This is a genomic window from Brachybacterium sillae (assembly GCF_025028335.1).
GTDB classification, from domain to species: Bacteria; Actinomycetota; Actinomycetes; order Actinomycetales; family Dermabacteraceae; genus Brachybacterium; species Brachybacterium sillae.
The window spans coordinates 2,144,370-2,160,929 of sequence record NZ_JAFEUW010000001.1; the positions used below are offsets into that span (position 1 = coordinate 2,144,370).

Consider the following 16,560-nt stretch of genomic DNA (forward strand, 5'->3'; position numbering starts at 1 on the left):
CCGACCGAGGGGGGTCCGTGCCCGAGTCGCCGACGTCCGCTGCACAGGACCCCCGTCGGCGGATCCCGCGGACCGACCATCTGCTGGACCTGCCCGCTGTCGTCGCGGCGTCCGCCTCCCTGGGGGAGGGGGTGGTGCGGGGTCTCGCCCGGGCCGTCCAGGACCGTGCCCGCCGCGGCGAGATCCTCCCGGAGCAGGTGGAGCCCGAGCTGCTCGCCGCCCTCGATACCCGCGGGGCGTCGTCCCTGCTGCCGGTGGTGAACGCCACCGGGGTCATCGTCCACACGAACCTGGGGCGGGCGCCGCTGTCCCCCCTCGCCCGGCAGGCGCTGCAGGACGTGGCCGGATACGCCGACGTCGAGTTCGACCTCACCACCGGGGCCCGGGGCCGCCGCGGGGCCGGTGCTCGCGCCGCCCTGCTGGTGGCCTGCCCCGCCGCGGAGGACGCCCTGGTCGTCAACAACGGTGCCGCCGCGCTGCTGCTGGCCGTCACCGCGCTCGCGGCCACCCCGGCGGGGGAGCGCCACGAGATCGTCATCTCCCGCGGCGAACTGGTGGAGATCGGCGCCGGGTTCCGCCTGCCCGACCTGATGGAGTCCGCCGGCGCGCGTCTGCGCGAGGTCGGCACCACCAACCGCACACACCTGGCCGATTACCGTGACGCCCTCGGGAAGGACACCGCGGCGATCCTGTCGGTCCACACCAGCAACTTCCGGGTCATCGGCTTCACCGGTGTCCCGGAGATCTCCGAGCTCTCCCGTCTCGCGCACGATGCCGGTGTCCCGCTGATCGCCGACCTCGGCTCCGGCCTACTGGCGCCTGAACCCGCCCTGCCCGGTGAACCCGACGCCACCACCGCCCTGACCGGTGGCGCGGACATCGTCCTGTGCAGCGGGGACAAGCTCCTCGGCGGCCCGCAGGCGGGGATCCTCCTGGGTCGCGCCGAGCTCATCGCACGGCTGGGCCGGCACCCCCTCGCGCGGGCCGTCCGCGCCGACAAGCTCGCCCTCGCCGCGCTCGAAGCCACCCTCACCGGTCCCCTGCCGCCGGTGCGACGGGCCCTGCGCACCGACCCCGAGGACCTGCGCATGCGCACCGAGGCCGTCGCCGCCCGTATCCGCCGCCACACCGGACTCGAGGCGACCGTCGTTCCGCATGACGGCCGCGTCGGAGGCGGCGGTGGCGCTGAGGTCCCCCTGCCCGGCTGGGCCGTGCGGCTGCCCGGTGCTCTCGCGGCGCCGCTGCGCACCGGCCGACCCGCCGTCGTCGGCACCGTCCGGGACGGGGGCCTGCTGCTGGACCTGCGCTGCGTCCCGGAGGATCAGGAGGAGCAACTGCTGGAGGCCCTTGCCGGTGTGAGTCTGGGAGAGGAGCCCGCCTGATGCGCGTCGTCGCCACCGCCGGGCACGTGGACCACGGCAAATCCGCGCTCGTACGAGCCCTCACCGGGGTGGAACCGGACAGGTGGGAGGAGGAGCGCCGCCGCGGTCTGACCATCGACCTGGGGTTCGCCGGCACCACCCTGCCGTCGGGGGAGCAGATCTCCTTCGTCGACGTCCCCGGTCACGAACGGTTCCTCGGGAACATGCTCGCCGGTCTCGGGCCGGCACCGGTGGTGCTGTTCGTGGTCGCGGTCGACGAGGGGTGGCAGGCGCAGTCCGGTGACCACCGCGACGCGGTCGCCGCCCTCGGCATCCAGCATGGCCTGATCGTCCTCACGAAAGCGGATCTCGCGCGGCCCGACGGACCCGATGCCCTCGCCCAGGCCCGCCGCGAACTCGCCGGCACCGCTCTGGCGGATGCTCCGGCGATCCGGGTGTCGGCCCGCACAGGGGAGGGCCTGGACGACCTGCGCACCGCCCTCGACACGTTGCTCGCCTCCCTGCCTGCGCCCGATGACAGCGCCCCGGTCCGGCTGTGGGTGGATCGGGCCTTCGCCATCCGCGGCGCCGGCTGCGTGATCACGGGGACCCTGCCCGATGGCACCCTGCGCGTCGGGGATACCCTCGACCTGCTCGACGCCCACGGGCGACCCCGCTCGGTGCAGGTGCGTGGGCTGCAGCGGGAGAACCGCGACGTCGATCAGCTGCACGGCACCTCCCGCGCCGCTGTGAACCTGCGCGGCGTCGACGCGACGGCCGTGCACCGCGGGGACGTGCTGCTCACCCCCGGGGCCTTCGACCTGACGCGCCTGGTGGATGTGCGGGGGGTCGGCTCCGAGGACCTCACCCGGGTGCCGTCGGAGGTCAGCGTCCATGCGGGCACCGCCGCCGTCACCGCCCGGTTGCGGCCGCTCGATGCCCGCCACGCCCGCCTCACCCTGGAGCGGCCCCTGCCGCTGCGAGTGGGGGACCGGTTGGTGCTGCGCGGGACCGCGGGCAGAGCGGTCCTCGGGGGTCTCGAGGTGCTCGACGTCGACCCGCCGGAGCTGCGACGACGCGGGGCCGCGGCCCGCCGCGCCGAGGAACTCGAGGTCCGGGAGCACGGGGGTGACGTGCTCGCTGAGGTGCGCCGCCGCGGAGCCGTCGAGGAGGCGGTGCTGCAGCGCCGTGGTCTGCACATCCCGGATCCGCTGCCGGCGGGTCTGCGGCGCCTGGACGGGTTGCTGGTCGACGAGGAGGCGCTTGGCGCCTGGGCACGGACACTCCAGCGGATCGTGACCGAGCGCACCGCCGCGGATCCGCTGTGGGAGGGTCTCGCCCCCCGTGAGGCCCGCACCGCCCTCGACCTGCCCACCCCCGCGCTGCTGGACGCGGTGATCGATGTGTCGGGGGTGCGCCGGGTGGACGGACGCCTGCGTTCCGCGTCGGTCCCGACGGGCCTCGGCCCGGCGGAGGCGTCGGTGGCGCGGCTGGAGGAACGTCTGCGAGCCACCCCGTTCGCGGCTCCCGAGGCGGAGGACCTCACGGCGCTGCGGCTTGGCCCACGGGAGCTCGCCGCTGCGGAACGGCAGGGGAGGCTGTTGCGGCTGCCCGATGGCGTGGTGCTGCTGCCGACGGCCCCGGCCCTGGCCATGCGGGAGCTCGCGGCGCTGCCGCAGCCGTTCACCACCAGCCAGGCCCGGCAGGCCCTCGGCACCACACGGCGGGTGGCGATCCCGCTGCTGGAGCACCTCGACGGCCGAGGCTGGACCCGGCGGCTCGACGGCACTCTGCGCGAGGTCGTGCGCTGAGATCGGTGGGTGAGGGGCGGATCGCGTGCCCATCCGGGCCGTGGGCGCAGTCGACCCGTGAGCCTCTCGGGACCGTGGGCGCGCACGTTTCCTCCCCAGGGACGGGTTGTCCACCGCGGCGGTGAGCGGGATGAGCCGGTGGTGACCGGGCACCTAGCGTCCCGGGCATGAGCACTTTCCTCGGAGCCGACACCGCCCAGCTGTACGCCCACGCCGACCGCTGCGACCACGGGTCCGCCCTGCTCAGCCAGCGCGAGCAGGCGCTGGCGGGGCATCTCACCGCATTGGAATGGTTCGGGGAGGACGCCGACCGCTTCACGGAACAGCTCTGGCAGACCGCCCGCCGTCTCGCGCAGATCGCGGAGCTGATCCTCACCCTCGGTCGTCTGCTGCGCGAGCATGCCGCACAGCAGGATGAGGCCTCCGCCCCGCAGGGTGCGGCCCCCACCCCGCAGCGCGACTCCGGGGGCTCCGGTCAGGGGGAGACGGATGCCGGTCCCGGTGACGGCGCCGCCGGTGGGCCCGCCGCGGCGGGGAACCCCGGCACCCGCGTCGGCCCCTTCACCCTGCCCTTCGAGGTGCCCCGGATCCCCGGACAGCACCAGGAGGGCCGTGCGGAATCCTCCTCCGGGGCGTCACCCTCGGCCGAACTGCCCTGGTACTGGGAGGGCGTGGCCGGGCCGATGGTCATCCCCGAGCTGGGGCAGCGCACCGAGCGCCTGCGCTCGACACTCGAGGACATGCTGGAGAAGTCCGGGGCGTGGATCCCCGACCCGCAGGAGGTCTGGGCGCGGCCGATCGGCATCCCGGGCAGCATCCCGGGGCCGCTCGACGGAGCCCTCGGCGGGCGGGTCCATCAGGAGACCACCCTCGAGGGAGAGGCCCCCTTCGGTCTGCGCGGCGGCCTCGATGACCACGACAATCTCACCGTCGCCCTGGACGCCCGCGCTGAGGGCAGCATCACGACCACCACCGGGATCGACCTCGGCCCCGTGCATCTGGAGGACGAGCTGACGCTCCGTGGGGAGGCGGGAGCGCATGACGGTCACACCTGGGGGCCGGACGGCATCTCCGAGGGCGGCCGGGCCGGGGCGGAGGTCGGCATCGACCGGACCCTGCGCGGTGAGCTCCGGGGCGTCGGATCAGTGGAGCTCGAGGGCAGCGGCGAGGCGACGGTGTACGGGGAGAGCTACCACCACGCCTCCCTCACCCGCGACGAGGAGGGGAACCTCAACGGCCTGAGCTTCGGGGCAGCGGGAGGGGCCGGCGCCACCGTCGACGGCTCCGCGCAACTCACCGTGCAGGACGCGAACGGCTGGCTGCACGCCAGCGGGCGTGCCGGAGCGAGCCTCGGTGAGGGTGTCGGCGGCAGCGGCTACCTCACCCTCTCCACCGACGAGGTGGCCGTCGGCCTCACGGGGGATGTCGCCCAGATGGTCGGCCTGGGCGCTGATGCCGACCTGAGCATCCGGCCGAACCGGATCTATGACGACCTGATGCCCGGTGAGGGGGACCTCGACGACCTGCTGCGCGGCGGGATCATCCGCCCTGTCGTCGACCCGTTCGACGCGGTGCGCACCGGCGGCGTGGAACGTGCCACCGGTGCGCACGACGCGCAGGGCTGACCGATGTGGGTCTCAGCCCTGCGCGGGCTGCTTGGGCGCCTTCGGAGGGGCCTCGCCGAGCTCCACGTCGGTCACCGCCACCGCGTCGCCCGCGATGAGGGTGAGGTCCTCGATCCGGCCGAGGGCCTCCAGATCACCGCGGCCGGATTCGGCCGACTCCAGGCGGTCCTGCGGCACCGTGACGGTGACGCGCAGCAGCGGCGTGCGCTGGGAGACCTTCGCATCGGACTTCACGCGGCGCACCACGATCGCCAGCTCCGAGAGGGTCGCGAGCACCGAGGCGTCGGTCCCGGCGGCGGCCTCGCGCAGCGGCGCGGACTGCGGCCACGGGGCGGTGTGGACGCTGCCCTCGCGCCACCACGACCACACCTCCTCCGTGGCGAACACGATCACTGGTGCGAACAGGCGCAGCAGCACCTCCAGGGCGATCGCCAGGGCGGCACGCGCGGACGCCGCGGCGGCCTCACCGGACTGGCCGTGGGCGCGTTCCTTCACCAGCTCGATGTAGTCGTCGCAGAACGTCCAGAAGAACGGCTCGGTGACCTCCAGGGCCCGGGCGTAGTCCATCTGGTCCATCGCCGCGGTGGCCTGGTCGACCACATCGGCCAGCGCGGCGAGCAGAGCCCGGTCCAGGGCCTCGGTGACGGCCGCCGGGTCGGCGGCGAGGCGGCCGGCCGGATCCGCCGCGGCGGCGCCGAACCCGAGCGCGAACTTCGAGGCGTTGAGGATCTTGATCGCGAGGCGGCGACCGATCTTCATCTGCCCCTCATCGAAGGCGGTGTCGACGCCCTGGCGGGCACGCCCGGCCCAGTAGCGCACACCGTCGGAGCCGTGCTGCTGCAGCAGGCCGATGGGGGTCACGACGTTCCCCTTCGACTTGCTCATCTTCTTGCGGTCCGGGTCGAGGATCCAGCCGTTGATCGACGCATGCGCCCACGGCAGGGCGTCCTGCTGCAGGTGGGAGCGCACCACCGTCGCGAACAACCAGGTGCGGATGATGTCATGGCCCTGCGGACGCAGGTCCATCGGGAACACCTTCTCGAACAGGCCGTCCGGGTCATCCCCGCGCACCGAGCCCAGCCAGTTGCCCGCCAGCTGCGGGGTCAGGGAACTGGTGGCCCAGGTATCGAGGATGTCGGGGTCGGCGGTAAACCCGCCGGGCTGGTCACGCTGCGATTCCTCGTACCCGTCCGGGACGTCGATGGTCGGGTCCACCGGCAGTCGCTCCAGGCCGGGGGTGAGGACGGTGTCGTAGTCGGTCTCGCCGTGCTCATCGACCCCGTACCAGATCGGGAACGGGACACCGAAGAACCGCTGGCGGGAGATCAGCCAATCCCCGGTGAGGCCCTCCACCCAGTTGCGGTACCGGGCGCGCATGTGCGCTGGGTGGAAGTCGAGCTGCTCCCCGCGGGCGATGAGCTGCTCGCGCAGGCCCTCACTCTGCTCCCCGGGGCGGCCACCGTTGGTGAGGTACCACTGGCGGGACGAGACGTACTCCAGCGGCTTGTCGCCGTTCTCGTAGAACTTCACCGGGTGGGTGATGCGGCGCGGCTCCCCGACGAGGTCCCCGGTCTCGGTGAGCATCTCCACCACGCGCTTCTGGGCGGAGAAGACGGTCAGACCCGCGAGCTCCTGGTAGCGGGTGGCTCCGTCGGTGTCGGTGATCCACGGGGCCTCCGGCACGAAGCGGCCGTCGCGGCCGATGATCGTGCGGGTCGGCAGCTGCAGCTCGCGCCACCAGATCACGTCGGTGGCGTCACCGAACGTGCAGATCATGGCGATGCCCGCACCCTTGTCGGCCTGCGCCAGCGGATGCGGGTGCACCGGCACCTCGACCCCGAACAGCGGGGAGGTGACAGTGGTGCCGAACAGGCTCTGGTAGCGCTCGTCGTCGGGGTGGGCGACGAGGGCCACGCAGGCGGGCAGCAGCTCGGGGCGGGTGGTCTCGATGAAGACCTTCTCCCCGGAGCCGTCGGTGCGGGTGAAGCCGATGCGGTGGTATGCGCCCTCCCGTTCGCGGTCCTCCTGCTCGGCCTGGGCCACGGCGGTGCGGTAGGTGACGTCCCACATCGTGGGTGCTTCGGCCTGGTAGGCATGGCCGGTGCGCAGGTTCTCCAGGAACGCCCACTGGCTGGTGGCGCGGGAATGCGCGTTGATGGTCTGGTAGCTGTGCGACCAGTCCACCGACAGGCCCAGGGTGCGGAAGACCTCCTCGAAGGACTTCTCGTCGATCTCCGTGAGGCGCTCGCACAGTTCGATGAAGTTGCGGCGGGAGATCGGCAGCTGGTTCGCGGCCTTGGCGGACTTGTTGTCGCCACCCTCCTGGGGCGGGGTGAAATCCGGATCGTACGGCAGCGACGGGTCGCAGCGCACACCGTAGTAGTTCTGCACCCGGCGCTCCGTGGGCAGGCCGTTGTCGTCCCAGCCCAGCGGGTAGAACACGTTCTTCCCGCGCATGCGCTGGTAGCGCACGATCATGTCGGCCTGGGAGTAGCCGAACACGTGCCCGATGTGGAGGGAGCCCGAGGCCGTGGGGGGCGGGGTGTCCACCGAGAACACCTGCTCACGCGTGGTGTCGGAGTCGAAGGCGTACACCTGCTGCGCGCTCCAGGCGCGGTCCCACTTGCCCTCGAGGCCGTTGAGCGACGGCTTGTCCGGGATCGGGCTCGTTCCGGCGGATGCGGTATCGGTCATGGGGGTCATTGTTCCAGGTGCGCGGCAGGCCGGTGCCCGTGCGGCGGTGGCCGTGACGGTGGGGCGGCTCACGCTTCGGGGGTTCTCGCCTCCGGCGGCACGTCTCGGCGGCACTCGCCTCAACGATGTGCCCCCGGCCGGGGGACCGCGCGGGCCGGGGGGTTTTGACGGTCGGCTCCGCGCCGTCGCGACACTCGATGCACACGAGCGGCCGACCCGGGTGGGGTCGGCCGCTCGTGGCGGCTCAGCGGCGACGCCGCGAGACGGTGCGTGCGGTGGTGCCTCAGCGGCGGGTGGAGCCGCCCAGCAGCAGCGCGGCGCCGATGGCGGCCAGCCAGGTGTCCTTGGCCAGCGGGGTGCCCTCCTGCGTCGGGCGGACGCCGTCCTTCTGGGTCATCCCCGGGGTGCGGAAGTAGGAGGAGACCAGGCCGGTGGCGAAGGTGGTCAGGGCCGCGCCGGCGATGCGGGTCGGCACGAACGGGGCCAGCAGCATGGCGCCGACGGCGATCTCACCGTAGGTGAGGAACTTGCCGAACTGCTCCGGGGTCATTTCCTTCACGATCGGCAGGCCCTTGGCAGCGGCCTCCTGGAGGTAGGTCGCAGTGCCCTCGTCCATGCCCAGCTTGCCGATGCCGGAGTTGAGGATGAACGCACCGGGAACGGCGCGGAGGATGGCGGTGGAGATGCCGAGACCCATGGGGATGTCCTTTCACGTCTGGTGGGCTGGCCGCGTGCGGCGACCGGATGGCGCCCACTCTACGCCGAGTGGTGGAAATGTCAACTAGTCGAGGGGTCGCGGCTCTGATCCGAGTCCCCGGAAGGGTCGCGGTACTCAGGAATGGTGTGGCGGCACATCCGGACAGTCGTGGCGAGAGAGCCTCCGACGTGTGGGGGAGATGCCCTCTGGTCCCTTCGGCCGATTTGCTACCGAAGAGTAGTCGGGTCCTGACCTGCGTGCTTACGGTGGGCCCGCCGCTCGCGAGGGCGGCAGCAGGACCTCGGGGCGGGCTGTCCCACCGGGGGAGAACCCCCGGTGCCCGCGTCGAGGAGGCACACCCCTCATCCAGTCAGGAGACCCCCATGACGATCACCCGACGCCTGCTCCACGCCCTGGGCGGAGCCGCCCTCATCGCTGGTCTGGCGGCCGCCCCCGCGGGTGCGGAGACCACGATCGACACCTACCCCGAGACCCCGGAGATCAACCCGGACCTGCCGATCGTGCACACCGAGCACGGTTCCAGCTCCATCAAGGCCAACGTGCTGAACCCGCGCCCGGTCTGCAACCCGTGGGAGGACCACCGCACGGTCATCACCAAGGTCGCCGACAACTTCAGCCCCGTCGGCACGATCTCCACCACCAACCGGACCGATCGCCCGATCCCGCTCACCCAGGAGACCTCCAAGTCCCAAGAGATCGCGGTGAAGATCAACGGCAGCCAGACCGAGCAGACCGACGTGAACCTCGGCGGCAGCGGGGAGAACTCCCAGGACGGCAGCACCGCAGGCGGTCAGTGGGGCATCGCCTACTCGCTCACCCGGATGATCGGCGGGGAGGCCTCGTACTCGCTGTCCTGGAGCGTCGGGCAGACCATCGGCCCCTACGACGTTCCGGCAGGGTACACCGGGGAGGCCACCTACGGCTTCCGCACCGTGACCATGACCGGCACGCAGCAGTACTGCAAGCTCGATGGAACCTGGTCCAACCCCACCGCCTACACCGCGTTCGTGCCGATCAAGAACGAGGTGCGCGTGAAGCTCTACGACAACCCCGCCGACTCGGCGAAGAACTGACCGCCCCGCCGAGGTCAGAGGCCGTGACTTCACAGCCCAGGAGCTCACAGCCCACCAGCTCACAGCCCACGAGCACACAGACCACAGGAGATCCCATGACCATCCGTCATTCCCACGTTCCGACCACGATGTCCCGCCGCGCACTCGGCGCGACCCTGATCGGTGCCGCCGCCGCAGCCACGGGGCTGGCCGCCGTCACCGGTGCTCCCCGGGCGCACGCCGCAGACGTCGCTGCCCCGGATACTTCCGGTGCTGACGCGCCCGGCACGGGAGCTGCCCTCGACCTGCGTCCGTCCTTCACGGTCTCGGACATGAAGGCTGAGGGATACGCGGGCCTGGTGGCTCTGCACCTGGAGAACGTCGGCACGGAGCGCTACTACGGAGAGTTCCCGCTCGTCACCTTCCGTCTCGACGTGACCACCGTGTCGGTCCCGGAGGGCGTGGACCGCGTGATCACACCCGGCTGGTTCCATGGCGCCCATGCTCGCGATCTCGGGTTCGATGCCGAGTCCTCCACCCGCTCCTTCCTGGTGACCCTCGCGAATCCGGTCGAGCGTGGGGAGCGGCAGCTGGTGGCGAACCTCAACTTCGCCGACGGACTGACCCGCGAGGGCCGGCTGGTGCAGCATGTGACCGTCACCCAGGTCGGGCGCCTGGAGGGCGACACCTCCACCGGGAACGACCAGGGCATCGATTCGCGGTCGGCGACCCGCACCGACCTCGGGGCGGCGCACTCCGGTCTGTTCTGACCAGGACGCTCCTGACGCGTCCTGTTCCGATCCGACCTGTTTCTCCCCCGGGCTGCACACCCGAGCCCGATCAGAACGGCGCTGCGCGAAGCATGCCCCCGGTTCCACGGACCCGGGGGCATGCGCCGTCCCCGGTGTCGTCGGGAGAGATCCGAACCGGTCAGCCGCGCGGTGGGATCGTCAGGGAGTACAGCGCGCGGTGCACCTCCCACACGAAGTCCGAGGTGGACCAGCCCTTCTGCGGGGCGACCGCGTAGGTCTCCTCGCCGCGCGTGCCATGGGCCTCGCGGGTGACCCGCGGGATGAGGGTCTTCCACCGGTCGGTGCCGCCGACGGTGATGCGGTACACCGGCCCCTGGGGATCGTCGGTGGAGCGCAGGCGCAGGCCCAGCTCGGTGAGGGTCAGGGCGGGCTGCATCCGGGACGGCGCGACGGTGAACCCGCGGTCGGCGAGCAGCTCCGGGTTGAGCACCGCCCACAGCAGCCGACGCGCCCCGTCCATCGGGGCGGTCGCGGGGGTGCCGATGATCGCCTCCGGCACCGGCACCGCAGAGATCGACGTGCGCCACACACTGCGCCGGGCCAGCACCGCCAGGTGCTCCTCGGCCGCCAGCTGCTCCTCCTCACCGGTGAGCGCCCCGATGCCCAGCGGGACCGGGGCCGTGCCCGGGGCGACGAAACGCGATGCCGACCCCTCCACGACGTCGCCGAACTCCAGCCCGGTGCGGCCACGGCTGGCGCCCGCCCGCAGATGGGGGACGCGGCCGCGCACCGTCGAGAAATGCGGTGCCACCCCGAACAGGGTCCGAGAGGCGTGGAGGAACACGTCCAGGTGGGCGCGCAGTTCCTTCGCCACGGAGGCATCCCGCAGCAGCGCATGCGGATCCAGAGGCAGCTGCACCACGGGCGCGGCGGCGCTCTCCCCGAACTCCGCGATCGTCTCCCACAGGTGGGCGTGCGCCGGATCGGCCTTCGGCATCCGCTTGCCGATGCGCGACCAGGTCGATGCCACCAGTCGACCCGGCCCGGTGGCCTCCTCGCCGCGGGGCTTGTCGGCCTTCCGGGTGATGCTCAGCAACACCCCTCCGGGGCCGGGGCCCAGCAGCTGATCCCACTGCTCCAGCCGTGCGGTCGACGGAGCACCGTCGACTCGCAGCGCGATCAGCACCCGCGGTCGCTCCGGGCCCTCCGCCCCCTCGCCGAGCACCTCCGCCACCAGGTCGGGGGCGGTGCTGCGCAGGCGCCTCTCGGCCGTGAAGGCACTGGTGGGGGTGGGGGAGCCGGCGATCGTGGTGAGGAAGGCCTCGCGGCTGCGTGGCGACATCAGCACGAAGGCCAGCATGTGTCGGGCCATCGCCTCGGTGCGCAGTCGCCGCGGGACGGTGCGCTCCACGTCGGGCGCCGCGGACACCCGGTCCATCGCGTAGCTCATCATCTGGCCGACGGTGGCGTACGAACGGGCCATGGCGACTCCCCTCTCTTCGGGCGGCGACGAAGGACACCTCCATTGTCTCCGACGGTGCAGGTTCTCACCCCGGACGCCTCGCCGACGGGACGGGAGGATCCGGGCCGGGTGGTGCAGTGCCCGGTACCCCGGTCAGTGCGTGGCGTGCACGGCCTCCCCACCCGGCCGACCGGATGGATACTCTGGCCCTGATCCCTACCCCTGGCGCTTCGGCGCCCCCACAGGACGGTTCCCGCATGAGCACCGACGCTCCCGCGGCCGATCAGGCCGCCACGCCCGCCCGCCCCTCCCGTCGCCGGATCGGACTGCTTCCCCGCATCCTCATCGCGATCGTGCTGGGCATCCTCCTCGGGATGGTGATGCCCGTGCCGATCGCACGGATCTTCACCACCTTCAACGGCATCTTCTCCGCGTTCCTCGGCTTCCTCATCCCCCTGGTGATCGTCGGCCTGGTGACTCCCGCGATCGGTGAGCTCGGCCGTGGCGCCGGCAAGCTGCTCGGCATCACCGCCGGCATCGCGTACCTCTCCACCATCCTCTCGGGCTTCTTCGCCCTGGCGGTGTCCGTGCTGGTGCTGCCGCGCCTGCTGTCGGGAGCCTCCGTCGGCTCCCTGGACAACCCTGAGGACTCCGCCCTCGCGCCCTACTTCCCGCTCGAGATCCCCCCGGTGTTCGGGGTGATGACGGCCCTGGTGCTGGCGTTCTGCATCGGCATCGGACTCACGCTGGTGAAACCGGGGGCGCTGCATGAAGGCTTCGATCAGTTCCGCACCATCATCGAGTGGACCATCTCCGCGGTGCTGATCCCGCTGTTGCCGCTGTACATCTTCGGCATGTTCCTGGGCCTGACCATGAACGGCCAGATCTGGACCGTCATCACCACCCTGCTGGGTGTGGTGCTGCTGGTGTTCGCCATGACCATCGTGGTGCTGCTGATCCAGTACACGATCGCGGGCATCGCCGTCGGACGGAACCCGCTGAGGATGCTGTGGACCATGCTTCCGGCGTACGCGACGGCGCTCGGCACCAGCTCCTCCGCCGCCACCATCCCGGTGACCCTGGAGTGCACCCGCCGCAACGGCGTGCCCGACGCCATCGCGTCCTTCACGGTGCCGCTGTGCGCCACCATCCACCTGGCGGGCTCCACGTTGAAGATCACCACCTTCGCCATCGCGATCATGATCATGACCGGCATGGAGCTGAATGTGATGACGCTGATCGGCTTCGTGCTGATGTTGGGCGTGACGATGGTGGCCGCTCCGGGTGTGCCCGGCGGCGCGATCATGGCGGCGACCGGCATCCTCGCTTCCATGCTCGGCTTCGGTGAGGCCGCTGTGGGCCTGATGATCGCCTCGTACATCGCGATCGACTCCTTCGGCACCGCCACCAACGTCACCGGTGACGGCGCCCTGGCCGCGATCATCTCCCGCCTGGCGCCGAAGCGGATGCTCGAGCACGCCGAGGAGGTCGAAGCCGCGGAGGGTCGCCACATCGGCGCCGACGGCTCCGTGGCGATCTGACCGCCAGCGCCGGGGCCCGGCACGCGGTGCGGGCGACGCGCGAGGTGCTGTGTCTGTTCCAGTGTGTGGAACTGGGGTGGCACATCATGCGAACGGCGGAGACGGCGGCACGCACGGGTACTGCGCGGGGACCGCCCTTTGCCCCGGTCGTAGGCTGAGGCCATGAGCTCCGACCCCGCTTCGCGCCCTGCCCCGGACCCCGCGCCGGACACCACCCCCGCCTCCACCGCTCCCACGCCCCGCGGCAGCGTCGTCGTCACGGGCGCGTCCTCGGGCATCGGCCGCGCCACCGCCGAGCGCCTGGCCGCCGAGGGTTGGAACGTGCTCGCCGTCGCCCGCCGCGCTGAGCGGCTCGAGGCTCTCGCCGAGGCCACGGGCGTGCGCACGCAGGTCGTGGACGTCACAGAGGACGCCTCCGTCCAGGCGCTTGCGCGGCGTGTCGAGGAGGAGTTCGACGGCCGCCTCACCGCTCTGGTGAACATCGCCGGTGGCGCCCTCGGCGTCGACCCGGTGGAATCCTCCGACCTCGACCAGTGGCAGACGATGTACGCCACGAACGTGCTGGGCACGGCGCGCGTCACCCAGGTCCTGCTGCCGGCGCTGCGGGCCGACGGCCACGCGAGCATCGTCGTGTTGTCGTCCACCGCCGCGCAGGCCGCGTACGAGGGCGGGGTCGGCTACAACGCCGCCAAGGCCGGGGAGCACATGATCGCGGCGGGCCTGCGGCTCGAGCTGAACGGCGAGCCGATCCGAGTGATCGAGGTGGCACCCGGCATGGTCCACACGCCGGAGTTCTCCCTGGTGCGCCTGGGCGGTGACCAGGAGGCCGCCGACCGCGTGTACGACGGGGTGGAGCACCCCCTCACTGCTGAGGACTGTGCGGATGTCATCACCTACGCCCTCCAGGTGCCGCACCACGTGAACCTGGACCTCATCACGGTGCGGCCGCTGGCGCAGGCGGCGCAGCACAAAGTGGCCCGCGGCGCGGGTCTGTGATGCGCCCGGTCGAGATCGGCGACGGGAAGGGGCTCCCGCCGGGGCAGCGGGCCGACGTCCCCCGCGTGCTGCGCCTGTTCCGCCCGTACCGGGGCACCCTCGCCGCGGTCCTGGCGCTCATCGCCGGGGCGGCCGCGGCCGGGGTGGTCTCCCCGTTCCTGGTGCGGGAGATCGTGGACGTCGCCCTCCCGCAGCAGCGACTCGACGTCCTCCTGTGGTGCGTCGTCGGCCTGATCGCGGTCACCGTGGTGTCGGCGGCGCTGGGGGTCACCCAGGCGATGCTCTCCACCCGCGTCGGGCAGGCCGTGATGCACGACCTGCGGGTCGCCGTGTACGCGCACCTGCAGCGGATGGGGCTGGGGTTCTTCACCCGCACCCGCACGGGTGAGGTCCAGTCACGCATCTTCAGCGACATCGGCTCGATGCAGGCGGTGGTCACCACCGTCATGACGCAGATCGTCTCGTCCGTGGCGGGCATCGCCATGGCACTGGTGGCGATGGTGGCGCTCGATTGGCGCCTCACTCTGTTCTCCCTGGTGGTGCTGCCGTTCGCGGTGTGGATGAACCGTCGCGTGGGGCGGCGCCGTCGCACCATCGTCAAGGCCCGCCAGGAGAAGGCGGCCGATCTCTCCGCCGGGATCCAGGAGTCGCTGTCGGTGTCAGGGATCCTGCTGGGGGCGACGCTCGGCCGCACCGAGGCCCTCACCCGCTCCTTCTCCCGCCAGTCGCGGTCCCTCGCCGATCTGGAGATCTCCTCGGAGATGGCGGGCCGCTGGCAGATGGCGCTGTTCACCACGATCATGGCGACGTTCCCGGCGCTGACGTATCTGCTCGGCGGCCACCTCATGGCCCGCGGTGACAGCGGCATCACCATCGGCACCCTCGTCGCCTTCATCAGCCTGCAGACCGGATTGTTCCCGCAGATCAACGGGCTGCTGCGGGTGGCCACCCAAGTGAATGCATCGCTCGCCCTGTTCACCCGGGTGTTCGAGTACCTCGATGCACCGATCACCATCCTCGAGGCGCCGGACGCCCTGCGGCTGGATCCGATGAGCATCCGCGGTGAGGTGCGGTTCGACCATGTCGGTTTCACGTACCCCGGATCAGAGGCCCCGACCCTCCACGACCTCGACCTGACCATCCCCGCCGGAAGCCACACCGCGATCGTCGGACCCACCGGATCAGGCAAGACCAGCACCGGCTACCTGCTGGCACGTCTGTACGACCCGACGCAGGGGCGGGTACTGCTCGACGGTCACGACCTGCGGGACGTCACCCTGGAGTCGCTCGCGGCATGCGTCGGAGTGGTCACCCAGGAGACGTATCTGCTGCACGCCACGATCCGGGAGAACCTGCTGTTCGCCGCCCCCGACGCCACCCAGGAGGAGCTCGAGCGGGCCTGCCGGATCGCCCAGATCCATGACCACATCGCTGCTCTGCCGGAGGGGTACGACACCGTGGTGGGGGAGCGCGGCTACCGGTTCAGCGGCGGAGAGAAGCAGCGTCTGGCCCTGGCACGGACGATCCTGCGGGACCCACCGGTGCTGCTGCTGGATGAGGCGACGAGCGCGTTGGATGTGCGCACGGAGCAGGCGATGAGCAGCGCGCTGGAGGCGTTGTCGCGGGGTCGCACCACCCTGTCGATCGCGCATCGGCTCTCGACGGTCCGCAGCGCCGACCAGATCCTCGTCCTCGAGCACGGACGGGTGGTGGAGCGCGGCAGCTGGGAGGAGCTGCTCGCCGCCGACGGCGTGTTCGCCCGCATGGTGCGGCAGGACCAGCGGGCGGAGACCGACGGGGACTGACCCAGCGGGGTTCCGGCCGCTTAGCGCGCGGCGCCCTACCGGGTCAGACGTCGATCTCGATCGTCCCGATGCCGCGGGAGACGCAGGTGGTCATCTGGGTCTCACGTTCGTCGTCCATGAGGAACTCGTCCATGTGCTCGACCTCGCCGGAGACCAGCGGCACCACGCAGGTGCCGCACACACCGCCCTCGCAGGAGTAGTCCATGGGGATGCCGGCGTCGAGCAGCGCCTGCAGCAGCGTCTGCCCCTCGGCGACCTCGATGGTCTTGCCGGACTTGAGGGTCTTCACGGTGAAGGGCTCGCCGAACAGCGACACGGGCTGTGCTCCTTAGCTGGACTGGGATGACGGAAGCGTCCGGAGACGATCCGGTGCGTCGACCATGGTGGCACACCGACGCCGGCGGCTCCCACCTGTGAATCCCGTCCAGTGGTCCCGCCTGCGGCTCGCGCCGGTCACCTCAGCGTGCGGCAGTCCCACTCGGCCGACTCACTGCGGCACTTATCGGGCAGGCAGCGGTCGATGCGGGCGCCTGGACAGGCCCCCGGGTCGTACACTGGCCGCATCGGCATCGACCCGGCCATCACCGGTGAGCCGCGGGAAGAACCGGATCGTCGCGCCCCCGAGGGCACGGCGGTCCCCAGTAGAACCCGCCGGGACCAGCCCGTCACAGCTGAGGAACGAGGGGATGCCCCGACTGGTCTTGCACCGGTGGGGGTGTCAACCGAGGTGGTACCGCGCCCCG

At 71.6% G+C, this 16,560-nt stretch carries 12 protein-coding genes; 8 read left to right on the top strand and 4 right to left on the bottom strand.

Features of this window, described 5'->3' with window-relative positions; genetic code table 11:
• Positions 1-17: 17 nt before the first annotated feature.
• The 3 genes from selA to JSY14_RS09910 all read left to right on the top strand — a co-directional run bounded on the left by selA (position 18) and on the right by JSY14_RS09910 (position 4,797).
• A complete protein-coding gene (gene selA, locus JSY14_RS09900; protein WP_259558736.1) occupies positions 18-1,382 on the top strand; it encodes an L-seryl-tRNA(Sec) selenium transferase in 1,365 nt (454 codons plus the stop codon).
• On the top strand, positions 1,382-3,172 hold the full coding sequence (gene selB, locus JSY14_RS09905) for a selenocysteine-specific translation elongation factor (protein ID WP_259558738.1): 1,791 nt from the start codon (positions 1,382-1,384) through the stop codon (positions 3,170-3,172). Before selA ends, selB begins: the two co-directional genes overlap by 1 nt.
• Positions 3,173-3,339: 167 nt before the next feature.
• The gene (locus JSY14_RS09910) at positions 3,340-4,797 is read left to right on the top strand and encodes a WXG100 family type VII secretion target (protein WP_259558740.1); all 1,458 of its coding nucleotides are present in this window, start codon (positions 3,340-3,342) and stop codon (positions 4,795-4,797) included.
• Positions 4,798-4,809: 12 nt separating this feature from the next.
• On the opposite strand, the gene valS is transcribed toward JSY14_RS09910, so the two are convergent.
• Complete coding sequence (valS, locus tag JSY14_RS09915; RefSeq protein ID WP_259558742.1) at positions 4,810-7,491, bottom strand: valine--tRNA ligase; 2,682 nt, start codon at positions 7,489-7,491, stop codon at positions 4,810-4,812.
• A 283-nt stretch (positions 7,492-7,774) separates the two neighbouring features.
• Positions 7,775-8,188, bottom strand: a complete 414-nt coding sequence (locus tag JSY14_RS09920) for a DoxX family membrane protein (RefSeq protein WP_259558744.1) — start codon at positions 8,186-8,188, stop codon at positions 7,775-7,777.
• A 383-nt stretch (positions 8,189-8,571) separates the two neighbouring features.
• On the opposite strand from JSY14_RS09920, the gene JSY14_RS09925 reads away from it, so the two are divergent.
• Positions 8,572-9,282, top strand: coding sequence for a hypothetical protein (locus JSY14_RS09925; protein ID WP_259558746.1), 711 nt, complete (start codon positions 8,572-8,574; stop codon positions 9,280-9,282).
• Positions 9,283-9,377: 95 nt separating this feature from the next.
• Positions 9,378-10,031, top strand: a complete 654-nt coding sequence (locus JSY14_RS09930) for a hypothetical protein (RefSeq protein ID WP_259558748.1) — start codon at positions 9,378-9,380, stop codon at positions 10,029-10,031.
• A 160-nt stretch (positions 10,032-10,191) separates the two neighbouring features.
• Here the strand turns inward: JSY14_RS09930 and JSY14_RS09935 are convergent, their stop codons facing one another.
• Positions 10,192-11,496: a hypothetical protein gene (locus JSY14_RS09935; protein WP_259558750.1), complete on the bottom strand. Its 1,305-nt coding sequence runs from the start codon at positions 11,494-11,496 to the stop codon at positions 10,192-10,194.
• 236 nt (positions 11,497-11,732) lie between these two features.
• On the opposite strand from JSY14_RS09935, the gene JSY14_RS09940 reads away from it, so the two are divergent.
• The 3 genes from JSY14_RS09940 (at position 11,733) to JSY14_RS09950 (ending at position 15,817) form a co-directional block, all read left to right on the top strand.
• Complete coding sequence (locus tag JSY14_RS09940) at positions 11,733-13,016, top strand: dicarboxylate/amino acid:cation symporter (RefSeq protein WP_259558751.1); 1,284 nt, start codon at positions 11,733-11,735, stop codon at positions 13,014-13,016.
• 162 nt (positions 13,017-13,178) lie between these two features.
• The gene (locus JSY14_RS09945; protein ID WP_259558753.1) at positions 13,179-14,012 is read left to right on the top strand and encodes an SDR family oxidoreductase; all 834 of its coding nucleotides are present in this window, start codon (positions 13,179-13,181) and stop codon (positions 14,010-14,012) included.
• A complete protein-coding gene (locus JSY14_RS09950; RefSeq protein WP_259558755.1) occupies positions 14,012-15,817 on the top strand; it encodes an ABC transporter ATP-binding protein in 1,806 nt (601 codons plus the stop codon). The genes JSY14_RS09945 and JSY14_RS09950 overlap by 1 nt, the downstream gene beginning before the upstream one ends.
• 43 nt (positions 15,818-15,860) lie before the next feature.
• Here the strand turns inward: JSY14_RS09950 and JSY14_RS09955 are convergent, their stop codons facing one another.
• On the bottom strand, positions 15,861-16,133 hold the full coding sequence (locus JSY14_RS09955) for a 2Fe-2S iron-sulfur cluster-binding protein (RefSeq protein ID WP_259558756.1): 273 nt from the start codon (positions 16,131-16,133) through the stop codon (positions 15,861-15,863).
• Positions 16,134-16,560 lie beyond the last annotated feature (427 nt).

Bases quoted from the DNA above. Each gene is read 5' to 3' on its own strand.
- selB (WP_259558738.1), top strand. From the start codon at position 1,382: ATGCGCGTCGTCGCCACCGCCGGGCACGTGGACCACGGCAAATCCGCG.
- JSY14_RS09910 (WP_259558740.1), top strand. From the start codon at position 3,340: ATGAGCACTTTCCTCGGAGCCGACACCGCCCAGCTGTACGCCCACGCC.
- valS (WP_259558742.1), bottom strand. From the start codon at position 7,491: ATGACCGATACCGCATCCGCCGGAACGAGCCCGATCCCGGACAAGCCG.
- JSY14_RS09920 (WP_259558744.1), bottom strand. From the start codon at position 8,188: ATGGGTCTCGGCATCTCCACCGCCATCCTCCGCGCCGTTCCCGGTGCG.
- JSY14_RS09925 (WP_259558746.1), top strand. From the start codon at position 8,572: ATGACGATCACCCGACGCCTGCTCCACGCCCTGGGCGGAGCCGCCCTC.
- JSY14_RS09930 (WP_259558748.1), top strand. From the start codon at position 9,378: ATGACCATCCGTCATTCCCACGTTCCGACCACGATGTCCCGCCGCGCA.
- JSY14_RS09935 (WP_259558750.1), bottom strand. From the start codon at position 11,496: ATGGCCCGTTCGTACGCCACCGTCGGCCAGATGATGAGCTACGCGATG.
- JSY14_RS09940 (WP_259558751.1), top strand. From the start codon at position 11,733: ATGAGCACCGACGCTCCCGCGGCCGATCAGGCCGCCACGCCCGCCCGC.
- JSY14_RS09945 (WP_259558753.1), top strand. From the start codon at position 13,179: ATGAGCTCCGACCCCGCTTCGCGCCCTGCCCCGGACCCCGCGCCGGAC.
- JSY14_RS09950 (WP_259558755.1), top strand. From the start codon at position 14,012: ATGCGCCCGGTCGAGATCGGCGACGGGAAGGGGCTCCCGCCGGGGCAG.